This is a genomic window from Microbacterium sp. NPDC077184 (genome assembly GCF_040687055.1).
Classification (GTDB): Bacteria; Actinomycetota; Actinomycetes; order Actinomycetales; family Microbacteriaceae; genus Microbacterium.
Genome location: NZ_JBFBMM010000005.1, coordinates 57,030 through 83,598, shown reverse-complemented (window position 1 = coordinate 83,598; position 26,569 = coordinate 57,030). Strand labels below are relative to the sequence as shown.

Sequence of the window (26,569 nt, the reverse complement as noted above, 5' to 3'; positions counted from 1 at the left end):
GCGGACGGGGCAGGCGTGGTAGACAGTTCCCGGGGGAGGCCGACGCCGAATCGTCATGGGGGACGAAATGCCGAGGCCCTACATATTGGCTGTCGACGCGGGCACAAGCCGCACCGCAGCCGCTATATCGCACACAACAGAAGATGAGGGGAAACCGCAGGTACACATCCTGCCTCTGGGGAGGCATGCTGATGCGGCACCGAGTTCGATCTACGTCTCCGCCGGGGACGTACTCTTCGGCGATGCCGCGGAGCGCAGAGGGCTGGTACAGCCGGAACGTCTCGTCCGCGAGGTCAAGCGCCGCGTGGGCGACGAGGTGCCGATCAATGTCGGCGGGCGCACGTTCGGGCCCGAAGACCTGCTCGCCCTCCTCGTCGACTGGGTGTCGACAGTGGCGACGGAGCGCTTCGGGCGTCTGCCGTCGTCGGTGGTCGTGACCGTCCCGGTCGCCTGGGGCACGTACCGCACCGACCTCATCCGCGCCGCCCTCGTGCGCGCCGGCATCGGCCAGGTCGAGATCATCGCCGAGCCGGTCGCCGCCGCACGCCACTACGAGGCGACCAATCCGCTGGCGCCCGGGTCGACGCTCGCCGTCTACGACTTCGGCGGCGGCACCTTCGACGCCGTCCTGCTCCGCAAGACCGCGTCAGGTGCGTTGACGATCATCGGCTCGCCGACCGGCATCGAAGACCTCGGCGGCGCCGACTTCGACGATGCGGTCCTCCGTCACGTCCTCGACGCCGCTCGCCTGGACGTCGCCACGCTCCTCGGCGACGCCGACGCGCGGGTCGCCCTCGCGGGGCTCCGGCGCGAATGCGTCGAGGCCAAGGAGGCGCTCTCCTTCGACTCCGAGGCCACGGTCCCCGTGCTCCTCGGCGGCACCTCGACCGCCGTCCGCCTGACGCGCGACGAGTTCGAGGCGATGATCGAGAACGACATCGAGCGCACCATCGAGGTGCTCGGCGACGCGATGGAAGCCGCCGCGGTGGAGGCATCCGATCTCGACGCGATCCTCCTCACCGGCGGGTCCTCCCGGATCCCCCGCGTGGCACAGCTGCTGTCGGAGCGGTTCGACCGGCCGATCGCCGTCGACACCGACCCGAAGGCGGTCATCGCCCTCGGCGCCGCCCTGGAGGCCGCCGACGCGGCGATCGTCTCCGCAGCGGATGCCGCGGCCGAGGCCGAAGCCTCCGAGGCCGCGGCCGCCGCTGCCGCGGAGGACGAGGCACCGCCGTCGCGCCCGCGCCGCCCGTGGCTCCGCCGCGTGCCCGCCGCCGCCTACGTCTCCGGTGGCGCGGTCGCCCTCGCGGCAGTGGTCGCCGTCAGCGGCGCCGCTGCGGTGTACGCCCCGGAGGTCTTCGGCGGCGACGCGCAGCTCGCGAGCGAGAACGGGCTCGACCGCGGCGGGTACAGCATCGGCGCGCCGCTCCCCACGAGCGACGCCCTCGCCGCTCCGCTGCGCATCGACGGCGCGCTCTTCACGGGCGGCACGACGACGGATGCCGAGAAGAAGGCCGAGGCGGCGAAGCCCGTCGAGAAGGTCGAGGTTCCGGCGCCGCTCGCCCCGGTCGTCGAGTCGCCGTTCCGGCGGATCGACCCGCCTCGGGAGCGCGCGAACCCGCGCGCGACGCCCTTCCAGGGTCGCGGCGTGACGCCGAGCGCCGCTCCCCGCGGCGGCTCGTCGTCATCGCCGTCGAAGAGCCCGTCCTCGCAGCCGACGAAGAAGCCGTCGGCCTCGGCGTCTCCGAAACCGAGCACGTCCGCCTCGCCGAAGCCGAGCACGGGACCGACGACGCCCGCACCCGGCCCCAGCACACCCGCACCGACGACGAACCCGGACCCGACGAACGAGCCGGACCCGACGACGAACCCGGACCCGACCAACGAGCCGGAGCCCACGACGAACCCGGAACCCACCACGGACCCTCAGCCGACGACGGACCCTCAGCCTGAGCCGCCCGCGCCGAGCGACCCGCCGCCTCCGGCGCCCGAGCCCGAGCCCCAGCCGACGTCGGAGCCCACCTCCGAGCCGTCGGGCACACCCGACGCCACGCCCGGCGCCGAGTAAGGGACGGACGATGAGCATCACTCTCCACTCGCGCTCCGTCGCGCCCGCGACCGTCACTCCGCTCCCTCGCCTCGTACGCCACCAGATCGACGATCTCCTGGCCGACGCCGATCAGGCCCCGGTCCGGGCCCTCATCCTCGGGCCCGCCGGGTCCGGGCGCTCGTCGCTCGTGCGGTCGCTCGCGACCGCCCTCCGCGGGGACGGCATCGGTGTCGTCGATCTGAGTACAGCCGGACCGCTCGCGGCGCTGGCGGCGGAGACCGTCCTGATCATCGACGACGCGCACCTCCTCGACGATGCGACCCTGCAGTCCGTGCGCGCCCGGGCGGCGCGAACGGATGCCGCGCTGATCGTCGCGGTGCGCCCTGACCCGACCCGATCCGAGCTCGCGGCCCTGACGCAGGAGCTCGAACGCTCGCACCCGCCCCTCATCCTCGGAACCATCCGCGTGGAGGACGTGCTCGCCGACCCCGCGACCGCGCACCTCGCCCGTGCCTGCGCGCAGGCGATGGTCGACCGGGCGGGCGGGCTCGCGTGGCTCGTGTCCACCTCGCTCGCCCTGCACGACGACGACTGCGCCGGCCCCGCGGGCCACCACGCCATCGACGAGGCCCTCGCCGACGCGATCGCGCACCGGACGGCATCCCTCGACGACGACCTGCGCGGGTACATCGAGGCGGCATGCTTCGCCGACGCGCCCCTGGGCGGCGACGAGCTCATCGACCGTGGCCACGCGGCGGGACTCCTGCGCCGGAACGGCACGCCCCCGCCGACGGTGAAGGCCGCCGTCTGCGCGAACGCCCCCGCCGAGCGCGTGCTCGCCGGGTGGCACGGCGATGCCGCCGACGGCGAGATGGGAGAGGCTCTGATCGGACTCGGCGACGAACGTGTCGCCTCGTTCCTCCTCGACCGTGCGACGGCGACGCTGCCGGTGGATCCCCAGCGGGCCATCGGGCTCTTCCACGACGCGCAGGCCGCGCATGCCTCGCGGGCGGCGACGACCCGCGGCATCCTCGTCGCCCACCACCTCCTCGGTGATCTCGACGTGGTGAGCGCGGGCCTGGATGCCGCGCTCGTCGACCCCGACGAGCAGGTCACCGATCTGGCTGCCGCGCATTGGATGGCCCGGGGCATGGCGGCGCAGGCCGATGCCACCTACCGAACGCGTCCTCCACGCTCGTTCAGCGGTCGGGTCCAGGCCGCTCTCGCCGCCCTCGCCCTGGGCGACCGGACGCCGCTGGACGCTCTCGTCGCCGAGCAGGCCCCCGCCTCGCTCTCCACCGCCGACACCGCCGCTCAGCTCCTGCTGCGCGGTCTCGTCGCCACGCTCGGCGCCACCCCGGCGACCGCTCTCGGTGACCTCGCGCGCGCCTCCGACCTGTGCACCGCAGCGGGATGCGGACAGTTCCTGCCCGAGCTCCCCGCCGTCATCGCGGCGCAGTGCGCGATCAACGTCGGCGAGCTCGACGTCGCGCGCTCGGTCCTCGCGGACGCGCTCCGCGGCGGGCAGGGCGGCATCGCCGGTCGCGACCGTCTGCGCCTGTGGTCGGCCTGGGTGGCGCTCCAGCGCGAGCGGGCGCACGACGCCGAGGCGTTCCTCGCCGACGCCGTCGGGTCGACCCGCCCGCTCGACCCGCGAGACCGCCTCCTGGCTGACGCACTGCGTCTGGCGACGGCGCGTCGGTACGGTGACGCCACCGACCTCACCATCGCGTGGAACGCCGCTCGTGACGATCTGCTGCGCACCTCGTTCGACCTGTTCAGCCTGCTGCCGCTCACGGAGTTCGTCGTCGCGTCCGCGCGAGTGAAGGACCCTGCTCGGGTGGAAGGCTTCTTCACCGAAGCGGACGCTCTCGTCGAAGGGCTCGGAGCACCCATCGGCTGGGGCGTGCACCTGCACTGGGCGGGCATTCAGCGCGGCATCCTCTCCAGCAAGCCCGAGGATCTCCCGCCGCACGCGCGTGTGCTGGTCGCGGCCGCGGCGCAGAACCGCATCGCAGCGATGATGGCACACGCCGGACGGGTCTGGATCGCCGTCCTCGCCGGCCAGGTGGATGCCGATGCCGTGGAGTCGGCGGCGATGGGGTTGGCGTCCGTCGGACTGGCGTGGGACGGGGCGCGGATGGCAGGCCACGGTGCGCGCCGCACCGACGACAAGCGGATCGCCGCCCGCCTGCTCGCCTGCGCCCGTCAGCTGCACCCGCGCGAGGAGCAGGGCCCCGTCGACGCCGGTTCGACCGCGACAGCGGCGGCGAGCACCGCCGCGGAGCCGAACGGACCGCTGTCGCCGCGTGAGCGCGAGGTCGCGGAGCTGGTGCTGCAGGGCAAGACCTACACCGAGATCGGCGCGACGATCTTCATCTCGCCCCGGACCGCGGAGCACCACATCGCGCGCATCCGCCGGCGGCTCGGTGCCACCTCCAGGTCGGACCTCCTCGCCAAGCTCCGCGCGGCCCTTGCGGGAGAGGATGCGTCCGGCGCACCCTACCCGGCAGGTGATGAATCCGACACCCGTTCCCCTGCAATCCCGCGGATTCCGGGATCCCCCTCTCCCGACCCCCTAGTGGGCGAGGACGGACAAGGGGGCATCCACCGACGCGGTGAGAGCCGCACCAGTCTTACTGTCTAAATCAGACCGATATCTAAGGAGCCAACCATGAGTATGACGCTCGCGACAGTGGCAGACGCCCTGATCGAGTTCATCCTCAGCCTGCTGCGCGATCCCGCGCTGTCGGATGAGTTCGATGAAGATCCCCAGGCGACGCTGGCCAGTAACGGTCTGAGTGGTGTGACGGCGGAGGACGTCTGCGCGGTCGCGCCGATCATCGCCGACCGGCCGCAGGTCGCGCCGAAGCCGGCACCCGACCACCCGATGCCGACCCCCCCGAAGCCTCCGGGACCGCCGGAGCCGCCGGCTGTGCACGAGATCATCAACATCAAGAACAACCTCACGTGGATCGACGACCGTGACACGATCGTCGACCAGTCGGTCAACCAGAACATCTGGGCGGGCGGTGACGTCACGCAGGTGTTCGACAACGAGGCCATCGTCGCCTCCGGCGACGAGGCGATCGCCGCAGGCGACGACGTCGATGCCTCGACGAACCTCGATGCGTCGACCAACATCGGCAACGGCGCGGAAGGCGATGTCAACGTCGGCAACGACACCGACACCACCACGATCGAGGACTCGTTCAACGACGAGTCCGACAACTCGACGAACACCGAGAACAACGCGGACGTCGACGTCAACGAATCGTTCAACGAGAGCACCGAGACGAACACGACCGAGGGCTCGAACAACGAGACCACGGTCGTCGACACCACGGTCAACTCGGCCGAGACGACCGTCTCGGTGGACAATTCCAGCCAGGTCGCGGTCGTCGCCGAGAGCGACATCTCCACGGAGAGCGACGCCGCCGTCTTCGAGACGGACGACAGCGCCATGACCCAGGAGTACGTCGCGGATGACGAGTTCTGACGTCACGGGACCCCGCGACAGCCCCGCGAAAGCGTCAGGCGCCCCCGAACCCGCCGAGAGCACGGACATCGTGCGCTCGGCGGGTTCGCCCGCGCCGGCGCCTGTGGTGAAGGTGACTCCGGCGCGACCCCCGTTCGCGGCACAGACGCGCGACGCTCCGCTGCGCCCGGCTCTCTACAACAAAGAGGGGATGCCGGTCCTCGTCCGGCTCCCTCCCCCCGCCTCCGTCCGGCTGGCGATGGTCTGCTGGGTGCTGAGCCTCATCGCGGGCGCCGCCGGGGCCGCGTACCTCTTCATCATCCGCATCCCGCAGCTCCCTGAGATCGCGGACGTGTTCCGCGAGGTCGAACCCGACCGCGCGGACGAGACGTACGAGATGGCGGCCGACATCGTCTTCTGGAGCATGTTCGGCATCCTGGTGGCCCTCCTGCTCATCCAGATCACGCTGCTGGTCGCGTTCTCGAACCGTCGACCGAAGATGCGCTGGTGGATCTTCGGCAGCACCATCCTCCTGGGCGTCGTCTTCGTCCTCTCGCGCGACATCGTCGCCGTCACCGAGCGCGGTGTGCCGCTCGAGCGGATCCTGCTGATCCAGCTGGCCCTGCTGGTGCTCGGCCTCCTGCTGAGCATCCTGCCCGGTGCCCTACGCTGGACCGCCCGCAAGCACGATGTCCGACGCGGATCGGATCTTTCCGCGAGCGGCGAGTTCTGACGCCACGCCCTCGATGCTCCGGACGACCGTCCGGCATGCCTCAGCCGTGGCGCGGGTCGCCAGGGGCGACTCTCCGAGCGTCCGCCAGCGTGCGAGCAGTTCTTCCACGCGTGCGGTGATGTCAGGCGCGTCGGCTGTCTCCGGCAGCCCGAGTCGCGTCAGCGCCGCAGTGCCCGAGCCGCCGACGATCTGCTCCGCTTCGGCGATGTCGGATGCCGGCAGCACGCCGGTGCTGGTGCGCAGGCCGGCGAGAAGCGTCAGCTCCCGGAGTTCGTGCGTCGCGGCGATCTGCCGCTCGATGCCCGCGAGGAGCTCGGCGTCGCCGTCGCGGCGGCGGGCACGGACGAGCGCATCGAGCCCTGTCAGGACGCCGCGGCTCTTCAGGGCGGCGGCGCGGGCGCGGAACTGCGCGGTGATGAAGCGTTGCACCTCGAGGAGTCCGCTCTGCTGCACCAGGCGCTCGGCGAGGTCGGTGGACGTGGTGGCACCCGCGCGGATGAGGGCCGCCGACAGGCGCACCCCGAACAGCCCGAAGCGCTGCAGGAGGCGCCGGCGGTCGGGCACACTGACGCCGACCTCGTCGGAGCGTCGACAGAATCGATCGACGGAGATCAGGAGCCGCTCGCGGACATCGCGGTCCAGGTCGGCGATCTGGCGGAGGGCGGCGAATTCGCTCTCACGGAGCGTCCTCGCGCCCTCGGCGAGGAGCCCCGCCACCGGAATGACATCGAGGGCGAGCGACTGCAGCTCGCCGTCGCGGCGGTACCGATCGGCGATGCGGGATGCCGAGAGGAGCGAGTCGATGCGTGCGGAGCCGATCTCGTCGGCGCGGGAGAGGACCGCCAGGGCGTTGACGGTCTGCGACGGACCCGCGGCGGTGTCGCGGAACGCCTCGAGGAACCCGAGGTCCTCGGCGTGCACGTGCCGCAGCAGGTAGACGATGGCGTCGGCGACGCTCGGGGCATCCTGAGGGAGGAAGAAGTCCGCGGACCGCTGCGACGTCTGCGACGAGAGCGAGGCGATTCCCGGGGTGTCGATCAGCACCGTCTGCCGCAGATGCTCGGAGGGCCACTCGATGTCGATCCACGCGACCTCGTCCGCTGTCCGCTTGCCGAGATCGAGGCTGAGCCGTCCGTCGACGCGGCGCACCGGCATCCGCACGGGCTCACCCTCGTGCAGGTGCACGGTGATCTTCGGCGTGCGTCCGTACCGGTACCAGGTGATGGTGCGCGTGCACTCCCCCGCGTCGGTGGGGGCGATCTGCTCGCCGATGAGGGCATTGAGGAGCGTGGACTTCCCCGCCTTGACGATGCCGGCGAGCGCGAGCCGCAGGGGTTCGCGCATCCGCTGGTCGTAGGCGTCGAGGATCTCCATCGCGTCGGGATCATCGGCGTAGAGTTCGCGAGCCCGGTCCACCAGCGCCGCGACGTCGGCGATGTCGCTGCGGCTCATGCGCGGTCCCGACCCGCCTCGACCGCCTTGGCGGGCGGGCTGGAGCGCAGCTCCGCGGCGGGCACGTCGCGCGAGCCGGGGACCTCGGCGCGGATCGCCTGGATGCGTTCGATCTGCGCGCGCAATTGACGAACGCGGGCGTCACGGTCGTTCTCGTACATCGCCGCCGCGCGTTTGGCCGCGAGCACCGAATCGGAGAGCGACCGGTGCACCTCCTCGGCGAGGGCGCCGAAGTGGTCGCGCGACGCGCGCTGCACGAACCGCAGGCGGTCCTTCAGCTGCTTGCCGACCTGGAAGACGACGTCTTCGATGTGCCGGCGGACGATGTTCTTCGCCTCCATCTGACGGCGCGCCAGGCGGGAGGACATGTCCTCTTTGTAGGCGCGGCGCCCGACGAGGACACCGGCGAGGAGCGAGAGGGGGTTGAGGAGCGTCAGGCCCACGACGCTCGTGGCGAGACCCACCATCAGAACGCCGCCGTAGGAGCCGCGGACGCCGATGTAGATCTTCTCCGCGGCCGACAGACGGCCCTCATCGAGCCCGCGGATGTCTTCGACGGGATCCAGGACGCCGTCCATCGCGGAGACCTCGATGGCGGGGATTTCAAGCTCGCCGGCGGCGAACTCCTGCGCGACCTGCTCGGCGAGCCACGTGGATCGCTCGTCGGTCCAGACGAAGGTCTCGGAGACGGCGGCGGCGACCCGCTGATCGAGCCACTCGGCGATCTGTTCCCAGATCGGACCGGGATCGCCCTCTTCGATCGAGTTCTCCGCCTCGCGCTGCACCTTGCGGAGGCGATCGCGCAGGTCATGCTCGGTGTCGGAGATCAGGTCGGCGATGCCGTCGCTCAGGGTCACCTGCCAACGGGAGGAACGCCCGCGGAAATCATCCGCACGCTCCTTGGCGTACTCGAGCTGGGCGATGAGGTGCGGCGTCTCCTCCGGGTGGAGGAGGGCGTTCAGCTCGGTGGACAGCGAGAGTGTCAGCTGGTCGACGACCGAGAGCAGGTCATGGGATGCCGCGCGCTGCTGGATGACCTCGGCGCGGCCGACGACGTCACGCCGCAGGTGCGCCACGAGCGCCGGGAATCCGGACTCCTCATTGAGCTCGCGATCCTGGTGGCCCGCGGCGAGGAGCCGGAGGTCGCTCGAGATCGAGAAGAGGGGGATCTTGCCGACCTCGCCGAGGTGGCTGCGATCGATCTGCTCGATCTCCCGCCACTGCGGGTAGACATCGGTCTTGGACAGCACGGCCGCGACGTTCGGGGAGATCCGCATCGCGTGCTTGAGGAACTGCACCTCCGGCTCGGTGTACTCCTGGGAGGCATCCGAGACGAGAAGCACCGCGTGGGCGCCGGAGAGCGCGGCGAGCGTGCTGAGGGATCGGGTGGACTCGAGCCCGCCGACACCAGGGGAATCCACCACGCGGAGGCCGCCTTTGAGGATCTCGCGGGGCAGCGACACCTCCGCGCCCACGACGTGCTGGCCGTCCTTCGGCTCCTGGTGCTCGGCGAGGAAGCGCTGCAGGTCGTCGATGGGCACGGGAACGCGGTCGACGACGACGTCCTCTCCGGACTCGGTCTTCACGACGACGAACGCTTCGGGCTGTTCGCCGTAGCCGACGGCGGTCGGGACGCTCGTGGCGACGTCGTCGTCCACGGCGCAGATCGGGGCGTTGATGAGGGCGTTGACGAGCTTGCTCTTGCCCTGCTTGAACTGGCCGACGACGATCACACGGATGTCGGGGTCGAGCAGGCGCGCCTTGGTGTGGTCGAGACGCTGGGCGAGGTCGCCGCGGCCGATCTGCTCGGAGACGAGCTTCGTGCGCTCGACGATCGAGACCAGGCGGGCGGGGTCGGTGGCGTCGCCCTTCGGGGCGACGACGGGTCCGGGGTTCGATCGCGGGGAAGACGTCACGGCAGCGGCAGGTCCTGATCGGTGTCGGCGGCGGCCGTTCCGGTGTCATCCGCGCCCCAGATGAGGTCGGCGTCGATGTTCCAGTCGTCGGCGTGGATGCCGGCGAGCTCGTCCGCGAAGGGGTCGGTGGTGAAGAGGTCCGACACGAAGGCGTCGGAGAAGGCAGCGTCGGCGCTCGGGACGTCGTCGAACGAGCCGTCGGCGAGCGGGTCGCGCGGGTCGTCGATGTCCATGGCGTCGGTCACTTTCGGGTCGGGGGGAGTCTACGCCGCGGGGGCGGAAGACGGGAGGGGCCCGCTCGGCGAATGGGGGTTCGCCGAGCGGGCCTCTTCGTGCCGGGGAGGGCTCGAATCAGAAGTTGATGTCGTCTCCGGCCAGGGCAGCGTTCACGCTGTTGTCGACGATCTCGGTGACGTCGATGTCGGTGTTCAGCTCCGTGAAGGTCAGGTCCGCGGTGTTGAACGAGTCCATCACGTCGACGTTGGCCTCCCAGGTGTTGAAGGAGTCGTCGATGTCGACGTCGATCGAGTTCAGCGTGTTGACCGAGTTGTCCGAGAAGTCGTTGTACGAACCGACGATGTTCTGGGTCCAGGTCTCGTTGCCCACGTTGACGTCGCCGCCCGCGCCGTTGCCGATGTTGGTCGACTGGTCGAGGTACACCGACGCGTCGACGTCACCGCCGGCTGCGACCGCACCCTCGGCCGATGCGACGACGGCCGACGATGCCGAACCGACCGCCACGTCGCCACCCGCGGCGATGTTGTTGTTGAGCGACTGGTCGACGATCGTCGTGTTGGAGGTGACGTGCGCAGCACCGGTCGCAGCGGCAGCAGCGCCGCCATCGAAGGTGGCACCGGTGTTGTACTGACGCACACCCGCGTTGATCGACTCGTCCGTCCAGGAGTTGTCGGTGTTGTACGAGTCGTCCGTGTTGAACGAGTCCTCGGCGTTCATCGAGTTGTCCGAGTTGTCGGTCCACGAGTTGTCCGACGCGTCGATGTCGACGTCCACGATCGTGTTGATGGAGTTGTCGGAGTTGTCCGAGTTGTCGGAGTTGTCCGAGTTGTCGGAGTTGTCCGAGTTGTCGTTGAACGAGTCCTCGGCGTTGGCCGAGTTGTCGTTGAACGCGTCGTCGATGTCGACGTCGAGGTTGTCCGAGTTGTCGTTGAAGGAGTCCTCGGCGTTGTTCGAGTTGTCCGAGTTGTCCGAGTTGTCGGTCGCCTCGAGGTCGACATCGATCGAGTTGTCCGAGTTGTCCGACGCGTCGGTGTTCACCGAGTTGTCCGAGTTGTCGGTCGCCTCGAGGTCGACGTCGATCGAGTTGTCGGTGTTGCCCGAGTCGGAGACGTTGGTGGAGTTGTCCGAGTTGTCGGTCGCCTCGAGGTCGACGTCGAGAGAGTTGTCGGTGTTGAACGAGTCGTCCGCCGCGGCGACCAGGGAGTCGTCGACGAATCCAATTTCGTTGGCCATGAGAGTGTCCTTTGTTCCCGGGGCCCGGCCCCGACGTGCGGTTGGTAGCTACAAGGTATGACCGGCGCCTCAGCCCCCACATCGGGGATGCCTACGGGGATCGCCCGGGGCGCCCCCGGGGTTTCGGGGTACGGGGTGCGGGGTGGGAGGGGGATCGGGAGTCGTCCGACGAACCGCGGAGCCTAGGGTGGGACGGGTGGACATGGCTGAACTCACCGCCCTGCTGACCCCCGACGGTCTGCGCCTGCTCGACGAGATCCCGGTCATCGAAGCGGCCGACGATGTCACGCGGACCGTGTCGCGGCTGCGGGCCGCCGGACACTCCCCCGACCTGGTATCGGCAGTGGTGGGACAGGCGCGCCTGCGCGCACGGGCCCGCGCGAAGTTCGGCGACTTCGCGTCCCGCATGCTGTTCACGCGCGCGGGGCTGGAGCAGGCCACGCGTCTGCCGATCGCTGCCGGGCACGCCGGACGCTTCCAGGATGCCGGCATCCGTCACGTGTTCGATCTCGGGTGCGGGATCGGCGGCGACGCGCTCGGTCTCGCCGCGCTCGGGATGACGGTCGACGCCGTCGACGCCGACGAGGTCACGGCGGCGATCGCGGCGTACAACCTCGCCCCGTTCGGTGCGGACGTCCGGGTGCGGCACGCGCGGGCCGAGGATGTGGTCGCCGAGTGGGGATCGGAGGCGCCCGCGACGACGGCGGTGTGGCTGGACCCGGCGCGGCGGACCGCGGGGCATTCCGAGACTGCGCGCACCCGCCCGGAGGACTGGTCGCCGTCGCTGGAGTGGGTGTTCGATCTCGCCGCGCGGGTGCCCGCGGGGGTCAAGCTCGGTCCGGGCCTCGACCGCGCGCTGATCCCCGACGACGTCGAGGCGCAGTGGGTGAGTGCGGACGGCGCGACGTTGGAGCTCGTGCTGTGGTCGGGCGCGCTGAAGCGCGACGGCGTGCGGCGGGCGGCGCTCGTGTTCCGCGGCGACGGTGTGCATGAGCTGAGGGCGGCCGGCGACGCGGCGGACGAACCCGCGCGGGACCTGGGGGCGTTCGTGCACGAGCCGGACGGTGCGGTCATCCGCGCCCGCCTGATCGGAGATGTGGCGCGGTCGCTCGAGGCCGGGATGCTCGACCCGCAGATCGCCTACCTCACGTCGGATGCGGCGCTGACGAGTCCGTTCGTGCAGTCGTTCCGGGTGCGGGAGGAGCTGCCGACGGACGTGAAGGCGCTCGCGCGGGCGCTCCGCGAGCGCGGGATCGGGACGCTGGAGATCAAGAAGCGCGGCGTCGACGTCGATCCCGCCGTCCTCCGGACGAAGCTGAAGCTCCGCGGCGACGACGCCGCGACGCTCCTGCTGACCCGGGTCGGCAGCACGCGTCGCGCCATCCTCGCCGACCGCGTCTGACGCTCCGGCCGGCGCCGGGCAGGGGCGCGCCGCGCCGCGCCGCGCCCCGCCGGACGGCCCTCGCGTCGGAAACGCGGGACGACACGCGACGCCGGGGCCTCCACCGAACCCGCGGCGCCGAAATCCCCCGCGTTTTCGACCGGGCGCGGGCCCGCCGCGTGAAACCCCGGGGCGAAATCGACACCCACGCCCCTCCGGGGGCCCCGAAACGCCGAGATCACCCCGGCGTTTCACCGGGACGCTCGGCGCACGTGCGGTCGGACGGCCCTCGCGTCGGAAACGCGGGACGACACGCCACGCCGGGGCCTCCCCCGGGCCCGAGGCGCCGAAACCCCCGCGTTTTCGACCGGGCGCGGGCCCGCCGCGTGAAACCCCGGGGCGAAACCGACACCCACGCCCCTCCGGGGGCCCCGAAACGCCGAAATCACCCCGGCGTTTCACCGGGAGGCCCGGGCGGTCAGTCGAAGAGGTTGGTCTGGGTGGCGGCGAAGTACAGCCACCCGCCGCTGTAGACCAGCGACAGGGCGCCGAGGCCGATCGCCCACCACGCCACGACCGTGCTCTCGAGCGCCCGGCGAAGCGCGAGGAGCCCGGCGACGATCGCGACGAGACCGAGCGGGAAACCGAAGCCGACGAAGAGCGACACGACCAGCCCCAGGAGCGCGAAGACCAGCGCCCACGCGGCGAGCCCCCGGCGCGGAGGTGCGGGTGAGGTCATGAGCCACTGCGCGGTGACCGCCGGGGTGGGCCCGGATTCGGTCCCGGGCTCGCGCGGCGCGATCTGCTCGGTGATGCCGACGGGCGCGGTGGGAAGTCGGTGGAACCCGCCGCGGTGCGCGCCGGGGAGCGGCGACGCTTCGTCGGCCAGCGTCACGTCGGGCGACGGCGGTTCGACGACAGCGGGAACAGCGGCGACGACGGGCGGGATCCCGGGCGGCAGCGGCGGCACCGGCGGACGCGCGGGGATCGGCGCGGCCGGCGCGGCGACATCCGCCGAAGCCGGAGGCGCGACCTGCGCAGCCTCCTCGGGCACCGGCGCCGCCGGCGCGGACTCCGCCGGCGTAGCCGGCACGATCGGCCCGGCGGGCGCGGCACCCTCGGGCGCCGCCGCCGGAATCGGACCGGTCGCCAGCGGCGGTATGGGGCCTGTCACGAGCGGCGGAAGCGAGGGCACGGGGGTCGGCTGCGCGCCGCGGGAGCGGCGGCGGAGGGGCGGGTCGCCGGCATCCGTCACGGGTGCGCCTCAGCGGCTTCGCGCGCAGCGACCTGGATCTCGGTCACGGGGAGCGTGGAGTCCGCCCCGAAATCGAGCGCGGATGCCGGTCGCCCCGAGCGGATGAGCTCGGCGGCGAGCGCCGCGATCATCGCGCCGTTGTCGGTGCAGAGCGACAGGGGCGGGATGCGCACCGCGACTCCGGCCTCCGCGGCGCGCTCGAGCGCGACCTCGCGGAGACGCCGGTTGGCGATGACTCCCCCACCGAGGAGCAGGCGCGGGACGCCGTGGTCGCGGCACGCGGCGAGCGCCTTCGTCACCAGGACGTCGACGACCGCTTCCCGGAAGGATGCCGCGACATCGGCCACCGGCACGTCCTCGCCTGCTGCCTCGCGCTGCTCGACCCACCGGGCGACGGCGGTCTTGAGGCCCGAGAAGGAGAAGTCGTACCGGTGTGCGGCCATGTCGGACGCACGCGACAGCCCGCGCGGGAACGGAATCGCGCGGGGGTCGCCGGACGCCGCGGCGCGATCGATCTCGGGTCCACCGGGGTAGGCGAGGCCGAGGATTCGGGCGATCTTGTCGAACGCCTCGCCCGCGGCGTCGTCCATCGTCTCGCCGAGCATCTCGACGTCGGAGGTGAGGTCGCGGACGAGCAGGAGCGAGGTGTGCCCGCCGGAGACCAGCAGGGCGACGGTCGGGTACTCGACGGGCGCGGCATCCGTGTCCGGCTCCAGCGCCGGAGCACCGTCGCCGTCCGGGCGCAGGATGTCGGCGGCAATGTGTCCGACGAGGTGGTTGACGGCGTAGAGGGGTTTGTCGAGTGCGACGGCGAGGGCCTTCGCGGCGCCGACGCCGACCATGAGCGCTCCGGCGAGGCCCGGCCCGCTCGTGACGGCGACGGCGTCGAGGTCGGCGAGCGAGACGCCGGCTTCGGCGAGCGCGGCGTCGATCGCCGGCTGCAGGGCTTCGAGGTGCGCGCGGGCGGCGACCTCGGGCACGACGCCGCCGTAGCGGGCGTGCTCGTCCATCGAGCTCGCGATGGTGTTCGACAGGAGCGTGCGCCCGCGGACGATGCCGATCCCGGTCTCGTCGCAGCTCGTCTCGATCCCGAGGACGAGGGGCTCGCGCGGCACGCCCGCGTCGGCGTGCCCGCTCACGAGCACGCCCCCTGCGTCGCGCCGGCACCGGCACCAGCGCCGGCACCCTGCGCCGTCCAGCCGGCGAGGTCGAGGCGCATGATGATGGCGTCCACGTCGTCGGGCTGGTAGTACCGGGGGCGGCGTCCCATCTCGACGAAGCCCTCGCTGCGGTAGAGCTCCTGGGCGACGGGGTTGTCGGCGCGCACCTCGAGGAACACCGTCCGCGCGCCACGTTCGTCGGCGGTGCGCAGGAGATCGCGCAGCATCGACCGGCCGCGCCCTCGTCCGCGCGTCGCCCCGTCGACGGTGATGGTCTGGATGTCGGCATCGGCCGCTCCGGACACCGCCCGCAGGCCCGCGTACCCGACCACGCGGCCGGCTTCTTCGTCGACGATGTAGCGTCCGTGCGGCGAGACCAGCTCGGCGCGCATCATCTCGGCGCTCCACGCGTCGGAGGGGAAGGACGCCCGCTCGAGCGCCATGATCGCGTCGAGATCGGATGCCTCGGCGGTGCGGATGCTCACGCGATCACCTTCTTGCGGGGGGCGGGCAGGGTCACGTCGGGCGAGCGGAGGTACAGCGCGTCGTCCGGTCCGATCACGCGCCCGGCGGCCACGGCGCGGGCGGCGGCGACGGCGAGGAGGGAGGCGGGGATCCGTTCGGCATCCCGACGCAGGATGCCGCCGGCGGCGAGCACCCCGTCGATCTCGGTGCGGAGGGCGAGCGCCGGTTCGGCGAGACGGCACGGAAGGCCGTCGTCGTCGAGGCCGCGGTAGACGGTGTACGCGACCTCGCGGCGACGGGCGTCGGTGACGACGGCGAACGCCTCGTCGTCGGCGTCGTCGAGTCCGCCGGTGAGCGCACTGTGGAGGAGGAGCTCGAGAGCGACGGCGTCGTGGCTCACGACCGGGACCACACGGATGCCGCGCCCGCGGTCACCGCCGAGGGCGAAGGCGCGCGCGGCGGCGATGCCGACCCGGAGGCCGGTGAAGGGTCCGGGACCCATGCCCGCGGCGACGCGGGTGATGTCGGCGGACACCGCGCCGGCCTCGGCGAGGACACGCTCGAGGAGCGAGCCGATGACCTCGGCGTGACCGCGCGGATCGACGCTCTCGACCTCGGCGCGGACGTGGCCGTCGTCGTCGATCACCGCGACGGCGGTGCCGAGGGAGGTGTCGATGCCGAGGATCACGGTTCCCAGGGTAGTCGGGGTGCCCGCGGAGGCGCGCTCAGGGCTGCCGTTCAGGGCTGCCGGGTCACCGTCACGAGCCGCGGGGCGGCCGCGTCGAGCTCGTCCTCGCGCCCGATCGTGCCGCACGCGTTGTCGACGCCGTGGCCGTGCCACTCGCGACCGATCTCCACATCCCACCACGTGTCGCGGAGGCCCTCGACCATTCCGCGTCCCCACTCGACGATCGTGACCGATGCGTCGAGGTCGAGGTCGAGGTCGTCCAGCTCGGCGGGCGAGCCGAGCCGGTAGGCGTCGACGTGGATGAGCGGCATCCGTCCGACGAGGGACGGGTGCGTGCGCGCGATGACGAACGTGGGGCTCTGGATCGGACCGCGGACGCCGAGGGCCTCGGCGATGCCGCGGGTGAGCGTCGTCTTGCCCGCGCCGAGGGGGCCGGTGAGGACGACCAGGTCGCCGGGTCCGAGGAGGGCGCCGATCTCGCGGCCGAGATCTTCCATCGCTTCCGGAGAGGCGATCTCGCGCTCGCCGATCAGCGCGTCGAGTCCGGTCATGGTGCGCTCCTCCCCCGTGCCCACGTCGCCCGTGCCCGCGTCGCCCGCGCCGGACCCCGCGTCGCCCGCGCCGGTCACGACGTCACCGACCTGCGGACGACACGCGGTCCGATGCGCGTGACGATCTCGTAGTTGATGGTGTCGGCGGCGCGCGCCCACTCGTCAGCGGACGGCATCCCGAGCGTGGCATCGCCGAAGAGCACCGCCTCGTCGCCGACCGCGACGGGGTGATCGCCGACGTCGACGACGAACTGGTCCATGGCGATCCGGCCGCTCACGGCGAAGCGGCGTCCGCCGATCACCACCGGTCCGCCGTTCGACGCCTGCCGCGGGACGCCGTCGGCGTAGCCGAGGGGCACGAGCGCGAGGGTGGTGTCGGCATCCGTGCGGTGGGTGTAGCCGTACGAGACGCCGGTGCCGGCCGGCACGCGCCGGACCGCGGCGACCGGCGCGCGGAGGGTCATCGCGGGGCGGAGGCCCAGGTCGGCGGAGGTCTGGTCGTCGAACGGCGACAGTCCGTAGATCGACACCCCCAGGCGCACGCAGCCGAACCGCGCCTCGGGAAGGGCGATCGCCGCGTGCGAGGCCGCGAGGTGCCGGAGGGGCGGCGCGAGACCGGCGACCGCCGCGGCGCCGAGGCCCTCTTCGAATCGGCGGAGCGCCGCCCGGTCGTCGTCGGCGGAGGTGTTGGAGAGGTGCGAGAAGATCCCGCGGACGCGGAGGTGTCCGATGCGCTCGAGCCGCGCGGCCTCCGCGAAGAGGACCCGCCAATCGGCCGGGGCGACCCCGTTGCGCGAGAGGCCCGTCTCGATCTTCAAGTGCACGGTGACCGGATGATCGGCGGATGCCGCGGCCGCCGCCTGCTGCAGCTGCTCGTAGCGCGAGATGCCGAGCTCGATGCCGTGGGCGGCGGCCTCGCCGAAGTCTTCGTCGGGTGCGTGCAGCCACGCGAGGATCGGCGCGTCGATGCCGCCGCGGCGGAGCGCGAGTGCCTCGCCGACGTCGGCGACCCCGAGGCGCGCGGCACCGCCCGCGAGCGCGGCGGCGGCGGAGCGCACGGCGCCGTGCCCGTACCCGTCGGCCTTGACGACGGCGATGACCTCGGACCCGGTGAGGGCGCGGAGGTGTCGGACGTTGTGCTCGATCGCCGAGACGTCGACGAGCGCTTCGCGGAAGCGCGGCGCGGCCGGGAGATTCATGCGGGCCTCTCTCCGCCGGCCGTGGGGCCCGCCCCTACCGCTTCGGCGACGACGTACGCGGTCGCGAGGTTCGCGTCGTGCGACATCGACAGGTGCAGCGTCGTGATCCCGCGTGCGGCGACGACCTCGGCGGTCGACCCGGTGAGGGTGAACCACGGACGCCCCGACGCTTCGGGGGTGATCTCGATCTCGGTCCAGTGGACGCCGTCCGAGCCTCCGAGCGCCTTGATGAGCGCCTCCTTGGCGGCGTAGCGGGCGGCGAGGGAGCGGGGCTTGCGCACGCGCTCGGATGCCGAGAACAGTCGCTCGGCGAGGCGTGGGGTCCGCGCGAGGGTGCGCTCGAAGCGGTCGATGTCGACCAGGTCGATGCCGATCCCCACGATCACCGGGGCCTCCCTCCGCGCCGCGGCGCGGCATCCGCCACTTTATCGCGCGCCGCGGCGAGTCCCTCCGGCGGGGAGCCGGTGAAAGCGCGGGGAGAAATCGACGTCCCGGGCCCGTTTCGGGCACTTCGACGTCGATTTCTCCCCGGCGTTTCACCACCGAGGCCGGGGACGGCAGGCTCGCGCGTCGAAAACGCGGGAGGTCCGGGCCTCGGGGCCGACCTCCGGGGCCGGCGACCGCGTGTCGTCCCGCGTTTTCGACGCGAGAGCGCGGTGCCGGCCTCGGGGTGGCCGCTGTCAGGCGGCGCGGCGGCGGATCACCAGCACCGCACCCAGCGCGAGGAGGAGCAGCGCCCCGCCCGCGGCGAGCCCGAGCGCGAGGCCGTCGGTGCCGGTGGCCGGGAGCGCACCCGGTCCGGCGGCGCTCCCGCCGTCGGCGGGCGCACCGGTCACGGGCGGGTCGGCGGGGTCGACCGGGTCGACCGGCGCCTCACCCGCGGCGGGGAGGACCTCCAGGCCCGCCCAGCCGAGGACGCCGTCCGCGGTCTGCACCACGAGCGTGTGCATACCGGTGGCAGTGCCGGCCGGGACCACGGCCCAGACGGTGCCGTCGGCGCCGACCTGCGTCCACGTCCCGAGCGCGACCGGGTCGGAGTGCAGCCACAGCTGGACCCAGGTTCCGGCGAGCGCGGCATCCATCCGCACGGCGAACGGGTCACCGATCCGGACGGCGTCCGGCACCGTGATGGCGCCCTCGAGCGCGGGGTCGATGTCGTCGAGCGCGACCGGCACCGACGGGGTCTGCGGACGTCCGTCGCCCGGCCCCTCGCCCTCGCCGTCACCGGGCTCGCCGTCGCCCGGCTCACCCTTGCCCGGCTCGCCGTCACCGGGTCCCTCACCGTCACCCGGCTCCTCGGCCGCCTCGACGACGAGCGTCCGCACCTCCGAGTCCGCCGTCGCCCCATAGGGGTCGACCGACGTGAGATACCAGCCGTGCGTGCCGAGTCCCGGCTCCCACGCGGCGGTGACGTCTGCACCGCTCTCGACGTCGGCGAGCTCCGCGATCGGCGTGGAGGTCAGGATGTCGGCCCGGAACGCGTCGGTGGCGAGCACCTTCTGCATCGGCTGGATGCCGAGCCCCGCGTAGGGCATCGAGAACTCCTGGTGCTCGAGCTCCAGCGTCGGGTCGTCGGCGTTGTAGTCCGCCAACGACGGGCTGTAGGTGCGCGAGAGGATCTGCTGGCCGGCGTTGTCGAAGTGCATCAGACGGAGGTAGCCCATGCCGCCCTCGGCGAGTCCCTGGTAGTCGAAGAGGATCTGGTAGACCTCGCGCTCCTCGATGCCGTCACCGTCGTCGTCGAACGTGTCGATGCGCGTGAAGGCGTCGTGGTAGTGCCCGGAGAACACCGTCCGGACGTTGGGGTTCGGCGCGACGACCTCCTCGAGGATCCGCTGCGGCATGGGTCCGAGTCCACCGGTGGTCAGCATGTACTCGTGCAGGTTGAGCATGACCGTGCGCTCGGGGTACTGCGCGATGATCTCGTTCATCCAGTCGATCTCGGCATCCGCCGGTCCCCATCCCATGTAGAGCATGAGGAAGTCGATGCCGCCGGCGGTGATCAGGTCGTAGTGCCCGCGGTTGTCGAGGTAGTCACCGCCCCACCAGGGGTTGTCCTGGAACCGTGCGGCCCCGAAGTACCGGCTGTAGTTGTCGTAGTTCGCGTCGAACGCGCCCACGTCGTGGTTGCCGGCGAGGACGCCGTAGGGCAGGCCCGCCTCGTCGAGCGTGGCGTAGGCCGGATCGGCGCGCTCCCACTGCGCCATGTCCTCCGCGATGTTGACGATGTCGCCGGTGTGGAAGAGGTACTGCAGGTTGAGGTCGGCCCGCTCCGCCAGCAGGTACTCGTGCATCGCGAGCTGGTGGTGGTAGAACGTCTCGTTGTAGTACTGCGTGTCCGACTCCCACGCGAAGGTGAAGTCGTATGCCGACCGCGGGGTGTCCTCCGGGTGGTTCGGCTCGATCGCGCTGTCTCGCGCGGAGAGGTTCTCTCCGGCGAAGCCCTCGGAGTGCTGCACGAGCACCGTCACCGCGCCGTCGGCGACGTGACCGGCGACCGGCACCATCGCCTCGAGCGTGAACGCGGTGGGCGCCCCGCCGGTGGTCAGTGCGCGGTCGAACTCGTGCCAGGCCCCGTCGGTGCCGAGGACGTACAGGAGCACCTTCGCGTCGGCGTTCGCCGAGCCGTCCCAGCGCACCCGTACGCGGGCGTCGTCGCCGGCCTCGGCCGGGACCTCCACCTCGAACAGCTGGTACGGGAACGCGGTGTCCGACGTCTGGGTCGCGGCATCCTCGTCCCAGCGTCCGATCTGCGCGACCTCCTCCGCCGTCAGCGCGCGTGCGGCGGTGCGGTCGGTCGACAGCGCCGTGCCGGTCTCGCCGGTGAAGGCCTGGATGCCCTCGCCGATCGCCGGCCGGTACGCCTCGCGGAACGCCACGTCGAGCCGATCGCCGGTCGGGTCGGTCGCGCGGGCGGTGAGGTCGATCTCGTCGTCCTCGCCGAACACCGCGCCGTCCTCCGGCGAGAGGAGCTCGTTGCCGGGCTCCTCGACCGGGGTCGCGAACACCACGGTGCGCTCGGCGACGTTGCCCGCGGCATCCGTCGCCCGGAACAGCACCGTGTGGTCGCCGTCGCCGAGCGAGAGGGATCCGGTCCGGTAGGGCAGCTCGATCGCGCGCCCGTCGAGGGTGGCGGTGAGGGCGGTGACGCCGGCTCCGGCATCCGTCGCCTGGCCGTCGATGACGAACTCGCCCTGGTACAGGCGGCCCTCCTCGAGATCCGTGGTGATCGACGGCGCGGTGTTGTCGACGTTCACGCCGACCTCGACGCTGTTCTCTCCGGATGCCGCGGCCACGCGGTGCGGGCCGTCGGCGACCGTCGTGGTGTCCCACGTGTAGCCGACCGCCGTGCGCGCATCGGCGGGGATCGCGAAGGTGCCGTCGAAGTTGTCGAGGCGGCCCGTGCTGTCGCCCATCGGAAGGATGCGGGTGGGGTCGTCGTAGCCGGCGGGGGTGAGCGTGCGTCCGTCGGGCAGGATCAGGCGGACGCCGCGGATCGAGAAGTCGTCGTTGTTCTCGTTCAGGTCGATGCCGGGCTTGGCCTTCGTGCCCGCCCAGACCCCGATCGTGACCTCGTCGCCTTCGAGGTAGGACACCGGGACCTCGACCGAGATCGTCTCCCAGTTCGCGTAGGTGCCGCGCTCGAAGATGTGCAGGATGTCGTCGCCGATGAGCACACCGTTGCGGAAGAGGTTGTCGGTGCCGCTCGCCTCGACCGCGAAGACGGCGGGGCGCTCGATGCGCGGGGAGGCCTCGACCTCGGCGCCGTCGATCGAGAGGCGCAGGTCGGTCGGGTAGGCGGTGCCGCCCGCGGCGACGTCCACCTGACCGGCGAGCCACTGGCCGTCCTCGAGCTGCAGGCGCACCGGGGAGGTGTCGACGCCGGTGACGGCCACGCGGGTGGTCTCGCCCGTCGTTTCGTTGCGGCCGTCGCGGGCGATCACGCGGTACTCGAACCACGCCTTGCCGGTGAGGTCGACCGCGGGGATGACGTGGCGGTAGGTCTGGCCGTCGGCCTCGGCGAGGAGGTCGAAGCGGATCGGCGCCTCGTCGAGGTTGCTCTTCACCTCGAGCGTGACCGTTCGCACCTGCGTGTCGTCGGTGATCGTGTGGACGATCGGGAAGTCCGCGCCGGGCGCGATCTCGGCGGCCGTGGTGTCGGTGACGATCGGGGCCGTGGTGTCGGCGGGAGCGATCATGAGGCCGGGCTCGACCTGTTCGGCGTAGACGGCGCCGGGCGTTGCGGCGGCGGTGCCGAGCTTCGTCTGGATGGTGAGGTCGTCGCGACCCGCGGCGTACTGCACCGGCTGGTCGGCGGTGGTGTCGTCGACGCCGCCGAGGTTGTAATAGGCGCGGTTGACGCCGAAGCCGGTGTTCGTGACGATCTCCAGGCCCCGGGGCGAGCCGTTGGCCATGCCGCCGGAGGCGATCTCGAACAGCGACTCGTCGGCGACGAGGGCGCTGCCGAAGTGGGCGTTGAAGTCGGCGGCGGTGAGGGCGTCGTTCGCGCCGTTCTTGATCCAGAAGACGATCGTGCCGCCGGAGGGGATGACGGCGTTCCGGTTCGTGGCGGGCCACAGCACCGCGTTGGAGTTGGTGAGGTCCTCGAGCGGATACAGGTACTTCAGGCTGTAGTCGCGGAAGTCGATCGCCTCGGTCGTGGCGTTGTAGACCTCGATGAACTCGTACGCGTCGGCGCCGGCGACGTTCGCGGTGTCGGGGGCGACCTCGGTGATCTGCAGGGGCGCGGTGACGAGCTCAGGGTCGGGGTCGCGAACGATCGGGGCCGGGACGAACGCCTCCGGGTCGACGATGCCGGGGGTCGCCGGGGCGAGCTCGCGGAGAGTCGCCATCGCGGTGGACGCGCTGTCGGAGGGCAGGCGGTAGTCGACCCCGAGGCCGTTGCCGACCTGAGCCGCGAGGTAGCGCGCCTCGCTCAGGACGGTGTCGCCGGCCTGGAGACGGATGCCGCGCTCGGCGCTGTTGGCGAAGCCGGACTGGCCGGTGACGGGGATGACGGTGTACGAGACCTCCGAGGAGTAGAAGGCGCGGAAGTCCTCGTCGGTGAGGCCGTCGGTGTTCGGGGAGTACTGCAGCCACAGCACCGCCACTCCCCCGGCGGGGATGACGGCGTCCGCCGGGTAGGCGAGATCCTTCTCGGCAGAGAGGTAGTCGTAGACGACGCGGACTCCGGCATCCGTCAGATCGATGTCGCGCGCGGTGGTGTTGACGACCTCGACGTACTCGTAGGCGTCGGTGCCGACGTTGTTCGGGGCGAACTCGGTGACGAGGAGGTCGCGGGCGACGAGCGGCTCGGTGACCGGCTCTTCCGGCTCTTCCGGCGCGGGCGGGGTGAGCGTGCCCTCGTTCAGGATGCCGGGGGTCGGCGCCGCGAGCGTCTCGAGCACCGCGGCGCTCGTGCCGGCCGCGGGGGCCCGGAAGAGGGTGCCCCGGTCGGTGGCGAAGCCGCCCGACGGGGCGAAGGAGCGGCTGATCTCGGCATCGGCGGTGGCGATGCGGATGCCGCGGTTGCCGCCGTTGGCGATGCCCGCCTGGCCCTCGACGCGGACGACGTCATACGCGGCATCCGGCTGAGTGGCGGCGAAGTGCGCGCGGAAGTCGTCGACCGAGCGGGCGAAGCTGTCGACGGTGGACGTCGTGTAGCTCAGCCAGAACACGACGGTCTCGCCGGCGTCGATCGTCGTGCCCACCGGCACGGTGAGACGGACGTCGGATCCGCGGTCGTCGGCGTCGCCGAAGATGTACGAGAACCCCACGCCCTCGGCGTCGAGGTCGATCGTCCGGTCCGAGGGGTTGTGCACCTCGAAGAACTCGAAGTCGTCGTAGCCGACGTTGTCGGCGACGATCTCGGTGATGAGGAGGTCGGTAAGGGCGGCCGGTTCAGCAGCGACGGCGCCCGCCGGGACGGAGAGTCCGACGAGACCGACCACAAGGGCCGGAGCGAGGGTTGCGGCGAGGGCGGCGCGGGACGAGCGGGACGAGCGGGACGAGCGGGAACGCAGGCGTGACATGAATCGCTTTCGTGTGGGGGTTCCCCGTCACGCTAGGGATCCCGTCCACGGGGAGCGGTCGGCGCGGTGAACCGCCGGTGAACGCCCCGCCAACGTCGCGTGCGGGGGTCGCGTGCGCGGCCTCGCGTGCGCGGGCCGCGTGCGCGCCGGGTCGCGTCGAAAACGCGGGAGATCCGGGCCTCGGGGCCGGCTCCCGGCGCACGCCGCCGCGTGTCGTCCCGCGTTTTCGACGCGTGAGCCACCGCCCGGCGCGGCGGACGGTGAAACGCCGGGGTGAAATCGACGTCTTGGGCGGCTCAGAGGCCCGGACAGGTCGATTTCACCCCGGCGTTTCACGGGGACCGCGGATTACTCGACGGTGACGGACTTCGCGAGGTTGCGCGGCTGGTCGACGTCCAGGCCCTTGGCCGTCGCGAGTCCCATCGCGAAGATGTGGAGCGGCACGACGGCGAGGAGCGCCTGCGTGATCGCACCGGTCAGGGGGATGCGCAGGACCTCGTCCGAGATCGGCAGGACCGCGGCATCCCCTTCCTCCGCCACCGCGATGACACGGGCGCCGCGGGCGTGGATCTCGCGGATGTTCGAGACGACCTTCGAGTGCAGCACCGGCGACTCGCGCGGCGAGGGCACCACGACGAAGACGGGCTGGCCGGGCTCGATGAGCGCGATCGGTCCGTGCTTGAGCTCGCCGGCGGCGAAGCCCTCGGCGTGGATGTACGAGATCTCCTTGAGCTTCAGCGCACCCTCGAGGGCGATCGGGTACCCGACGTGGCGCCCGAGGAAGAGCACCGAGCGGGTGTCGGCCATCCAGTGCGCGAACTGCTCGATGTGCGACTGCTCGTCGTCGAGGATGTGCTGGATCTTCTCGGGGATCTGCTCGAGCTCGGCGACCTGCTCGGCGACCTGCTCGGCGGAGAGCTCGCCGCGCACCGTGGCGATGTGGAGGGCGAGGAGGTTCAGCGCGGTGATCTGCGCGACGAAGGCCTTCGTCGAGGCGACGGCGACCTCGGGCCCGGCGTGCGTGTAGACGATCGCGTCGGACTCGCGCGGGATCGTCGCACCCTGCGTGTTGCAGATCGACAGCGTTTTGGCGCCGCGCTCCCGGGCGTACTTGACCGCCATGAGGGTGTCCATCGTCTCGCCGGACTGGCTGATGGAGATCACGAGGGTGTCCGGGCCGATGACGGGATTCCGGTAGTGGAACTCGTGCGCAAGGTCGACGTCGACCGGCACGCGCGCCCACTCCTCGAGGGCGTACTTGCCGACCATGCCGGCGTAGGCGGCGGTTCCGGCCGCGATGATGACGATGCGCGAGATCCCGCGGAAGAGGTCGTCGAGACCGTCGAGCTCGGGGATCGCCACGGCGCCGTCACGGATGCGGCCGCGCAGCGTGTTCGCGACGGCCTCGGGTTCCTCGGAGACCTCCTTGGCCATGAAGCTCGACCAGCCGCCCTTCTCGGCGGCGGAGGCGTCCCACGTCACCTCGAACGGCTCGACCTCGACCGTCGCTCCGGCGAAGTCGGTGACGGTCACCCCTTCGGGGGTGATCGCGACGATCTGGTCCTGGCCGATCGCGAGGGCGTTGCGGGTGTGCTCGACGAAGGCCGCGACATCCGATCCGAGGAAGTTCTCGCCCTCGCCGAGGCCGATCACGAGCGGGGAGTTGCGGCGCGCACCGACGACGAGACCGGGGTGGTCGGTGTGGACGGCAAGGAGGGTGAACGCCCCCTCGAGTCGGCCGACGGTGGCACGGAAGGCGGCCTCGAGGTCGCCGTCGTGGGCGCGGTATTCGCGGGCGAGGAGCGCGGCGGCCACCTCGGTGTCGGTCTCGCTGAGGAAGGTGTGGCCCTCTTCGAGGAGCTCCTCCTTCAGGGGGGCGTAGTTCTCGACGATGCCGTTGTGGATGACGGCGAGCTTGTCGTCGTCGGCGAGGTGCGGGTGGGCGTTGGCGTCGGTGGGGCCGCCGTGGGTGGCCCAGCGCGTGTGGCCGATGCCGGTCGTGCCGGCGGGCAGCGGGTGCGACTCGAGGTCGTCGCGGAGGACGGCGAGCTTGCCGGCCTTCTTCCGCATCCCGAGGTCGCCGCCGTCATCGATGACGGCGATGCCGGCGGAGTCGTACCCCCGGTACTCCAGGCGCGACAGACCCGCGAGGAGGATGGACTGGCTGGGCCGCGGGCCCACGTAACCGACGATTCCGCACATGGGGCCAATCCTAGATCTGACCCGGGTGGGAGCTTGCCGCATGCCCGCACGCGTGGGCGGGCGCCGGGCCGGGCCGGTGCGGCCGGCTCGCCGTACCCAACTCCTCCGATCCGGCGCGCGCAGCCCCGAAACCCGCCCGGCCGGGCGCATCGTGCGCGGATCGGAGGAGTTGCGTACGCGGCGGATGCCGCACCCCCGCCCGCATCGCACCACCCGCCGAGCTGGGGCGCGGCGGGTGCGGCGGGGCGCGGCGGGTACGCCCGGCACCCCGTACCCAACTCCTCCGATCCTGTCCGCGACGGCCTGAAACCCGCCGATACGGGCGCAACGCGCGCGGATCGGAGGAGTTCGGTACGCTGCGGTGGCCGCACCCCGCCGGGCGCGCGCAGGCGCCGGGACCACCCGACCCCCCCCGGACGGCCCGAGGCCCCGCCGCGCCGGCGCCGGCGCGGCGGGTGGCACCCCGTACCCAACTCCTCCGATGCGCGGCGCACGGGCGCGAAACCGGCCGAGAGAGGCGCGCCAGGCGCGGATCGG

At 71.9% G+C, this 26,569-nt stretch carries 18 protein-coding genes; 5 read left to right on the top strand and 13 right to left on the bottom strand.

The window, feature by feature from the left end:
- Positions 1-304 precede the first annotated feature (304 nt).
- From AB0O93_RS10630 to AB0O93_RS10615, 4 genes are read left to right on the top strand one after another with little or no spacing between them, the layout of a single operon-like run.
- Positions 305-2,068, top strand: a complete 1,764-nt coding sequence (locus AB0O93_RS10630) for an Hsp70 family protein (RefSeq protein ID WP_363343121.1) — start codon at positions 305-307, stop codon at positions 2,066-2,068.
- 10 nt (positions 2,069-2,078) lie between these two features.
- A complete protein-coding gene (locus AB0O93_RS10625) occupies positions 2,079-4,697 on the top strand; it encodes a LuxR C-terminal-related transcriptional regulator (RefSeq protein ID WP_363343119.1) in 2,619 nt (872 codons plus the stop codon).
- Between the two features lie 27 nt (positions 4,698-4,724).
- Complete coding sequence (locus tag AB0O93_RS10620; RefSeq protein ID WP_363343117.1) at positions 4,725-5,549, top strand: IniB N-terminal domain-containing protein; 825 nt, start codon at positions 4,725-4,727, stop codon at positions 5,547-5,549.
- The gene (locus tag AB0O93_RS10615; RefSeq protein ID WP_363343115.1) at positions 5,536-6,261 is read left to right on the top strand and encodes a hypothetical protein; all 726 of its coding nucleotides are present in this window, start codon (positions 5,536-5,538) and stop codon (positions 6,259-6,261) included. The genes AB0O93_RS10620 and AB0O93_RS10615 overlap by 14 nt, the downstream gene beginning before the upstream one ends.
- Here AB0O93_RS10615 and AB0O93_RS10610 read toward each other — a convergent pair.
- The 4 genes from AB0O93_RS10610 to AB0O93_RS10595 form a co-directional block, all read right to left on the bottom strand.
- Positions 6,193-7,713, bottom strand: coding sequence for a dynamin family protein (locus AB0O93_RS10610; protein WP_363343113.1), 1,521 nt, complete (start codon positions 7,711-7,713; stop codon positions 6,193-6,195). The genes AB0O93_RS10615 and AB0O93_RS10610 overlap by 69 nt on opposite strands.
- Entirely contained in the window at positions 7,710-9,629 is a 1,920-nt protein-coding gene (locus AB0O93_RS10605; RefSeq protein WP_363343111.1) for a dynamin family protein, read from the bottom strand. The genes AB0O93_RS10610 and AB0O93_RS10605 overlap by 4 nt, the downstream gene beginning before the upstream one ends.
- Entirely contained in the window at positions 9,626-9,862 is a 237-nt protein-coding gene (locus AB0O93_RS10600; RefSeq protein ID WP_363343109.1) for a hypothetical protein, read from the bottom strand. The genes AB0O93_RS10605 and AB0O93_RS10600 overlap by 4 nt, the downstream gene beginning before the upstream one ends.
- 118 nt (positions 9,863-9,980) lie before the next feature.
- Positions 9,981-11,099 (bottom strand): hypothetical protein, encoded by a 1,119-nt coding sequence (locus tag AB0O93_RS10595; protein WP_363343107.1) that lies wholly within the window; start codon positions 11,097-11,099, stop codon positions 9,981-9,983.
- A gap of 196 nt (positions 11,100-11,295) precedes the next feature.
- Here AB0O93_RS10595 and AB0O93_RS10590 point away from each other — a divergent pair, with 196 nt between their 5' ends.
- Positions 11,296-12,501, top strand: a complete 1,206-nt coding sequence (locus AB0O93_RS10590) for a class I SAM-dependent methyltransferase (protein WP_363343105.1) — start codon at positions 11,296-11,298, stop codon at positions 12,499-12,501.
- Between the two features lie 457 nt (positions 12,502-12,958).
- Here AB0O93_RS10590 and AB0O93_RS10585 read toward each other — a convergent pair whose 3' ends face one another.
- The 9 genes from AB0O93_RS10585 to glmS all read right to left on the bottom strand — a co-directional run bounded on the left by AB0O93_RS10585 (position 12,959) and on the right by glmS (position 26,032).
- Entirely contained in the window at positions 12,959-13,735 is a 777-nt protein-coding gene (locus AB0O93_RS10585; RefSeq protein WP_363343103.1) for a hypothetical protein, read from the bottom strand.
- A complete protein-coding gene (tsaD, locus tag AB0O93_RS10580) occupies positions 13,732-14,850 on the bottom strand; it encodes a tRNA (adenosine(37)-N6)-threonylcarbamoyltransferase complex transferase subunit TsaD (protein ID WP_363343417.1) in 1,119 nt (372 codons plus the stop codon). Before tsaD ends, AB0O93_RS10585 begins: the two co-directional genes overlap by 4 nt.
- 20 nt (positions 14,851-14,870) lie before the next feature.
- Positions 14,871-15,380, bottom strand: coding sequence for a ribosomal protein S18-alanine N-acetyltransferase (gene rimI / locus AB0O93_RS10575; protein ID WP_363343101.1), 510 nt, complete (start codon positions 15,378-15,380; stop codon positions 14,871-14,873).
- Positions 15,377-16,048: a tRNA (adenosine(37)-N6)-threonylcarbamoyltransferase complex dimerization subunit type 1 TsaB gene (gene tsaB, locus AB0O93_RS10570; RefSeq protein WP_363343099.1), complete on the bottom strand. Its 672-nt coding sequence runs from the start codon at positions 16,046-16,048 to the stop codon at positions 15,377-15,379. The genes rimI and tsaB overlap by 4 nt, the downstream gene beginning before the upstream one ends.
- A gap of 50 nt (positions 16,049-16,098) precedes the next feature.
- A complete protein-coding gene (gene tsaE, locus AB0O93_RS10565) occupies positions 16,099-16,599 on the bottom strand; it encodes a tRNA (adenosine(37)-N6)-threonylcarbamoyltransferase complex ATPase subunit type 1 TsaE (RefSeq protein ID WP_363343097.1) in 501 nt (166 codons plus the stop codon).
- A 74-nt stretch (positions 16,600-16,673) separates the two neighbouring features.
- The gene (gene alr, locus AB0O93_RS10560) at positions 16,674-17,798 is read right to left on the bottom strand and encodes an alanine racemase (protein WP_363343095.1); all 1,125 of its coding nucleotides are present in this window, start codon (positions 17,796-17,798) and stop codon (positions 16,674-16,676) included.
- Positions 17,795-18,184: a holo-ACP synthase gene (locus AB0O93_RS10555; protein ID WP_363343093.1), complete on the bottom strand. Its 390-nt coding sequence runs from the start codon at positions 18,182-18,184 to the stop codon at positions 17,795-17,797. Before AB0O93_RS10555 ends, alr begins: the two co-directional genes overlap by 4 nt.
- A 294-nt stretch (positions 18,185-18,478) precedes the next feature.
- Entirely contained in the window at positions 18,479-23,830 is a 5,352-nt protein-coding gene (locus AB0O93_RS10550; protein ID WP_363343091.1) for a metallophosphoesterase, read from the bottom strand.
- Positions 23,831-24,178: 348 nt separating this feature from the next.
- Complete coding sequence (glmS, locus tag AB0O93_RS10545; RefSeq protein WP_363343089.1) at positions 24,179-26,032, bottom strand: glutamine--fructose-6-phosphate transaminase (isomerizing); 1,854 nt, start codon at positions 26,030-26,032, stop codon at positions 24,179-24,181.
- Positions 26,033-26,569: the final 537 nt, after the last annotated feature.

Excerpts from the sequence above, each read along its gene's own strand:
- AB0O93_RS10625 (WP_363343119.1), top strand. The coding sequence starts at position 2,079 with ATGAGCATCACTCTCCACTCGCGCTCCGTCGCGCCCGCGACCGTCACT.
- AB0O93_RS10620 (WP_363343117.1), top strand. The coding sequence starts at position 4,725 with ATGAGTATGACGCTCGCGACAGTGGCAGACGCCCTGATCGAGTTCATC.
- AB0O93_RS10615 (WP_363343115.1), top strand. The coding sequence starts at position 5,536 with ATGACGAGTTCTGACGTCACGGGACCCCGCGACAGCCCCGCGAAAGCG.
- AB0O93_RS10610 (WP_363343113.1), bottom strand. The coding sequence starts at position 7,713 with ATGAGCCGCAGCGACATCGCCGACGTCGCGGCGCTGGTGGACCGGGCT.
- AB0O93_RS10600 (WP_363343109.1), bottom strand. The coding sequence starts at position 9,862 with ATGGACATCGACGACCCGCGCGACCCGCTCGCCGACGGCTCGTTCGAC.
- AB0O93_RS10595 (WP_363343107.1), bottom strand. The coding sequence starts at position 11,099 with ATGGCCAACGAAATTGGATTCGTCGACGACTCCCTGGTCGCCGCGGCG.
- tsaE (WP_363343097.1), bottom strand. The coding sequence starts at position 16,599 with ATGACCGGACTCGACGCGCTGATCGGCGAGCGCGAGATCGCCTCTCCG.
- alr (WP_363343095.1), bottom strand. The coding sequence starts at position 17,798 with ATGAATCTCCCGGCCGCGCCGCGCTTCCGCGAAGCGCTCGTCGACGTC.
- AB0O93_RS10550 (WP_363343091.1), bottom strand. The coding sequence starts at position 23,830 with ATGTCACGCCTGCGTTCCCGCTCGTCCCGCTCGTCCCGCTCGTCCCGC.
- glmS (WP_363343089.1), bottom strand. The coding sequence starts at position 26,032 with ATGTGCGGAATCGTCGGTTACGTGGGCCCGCGGCCCAGCCAGTCCATC.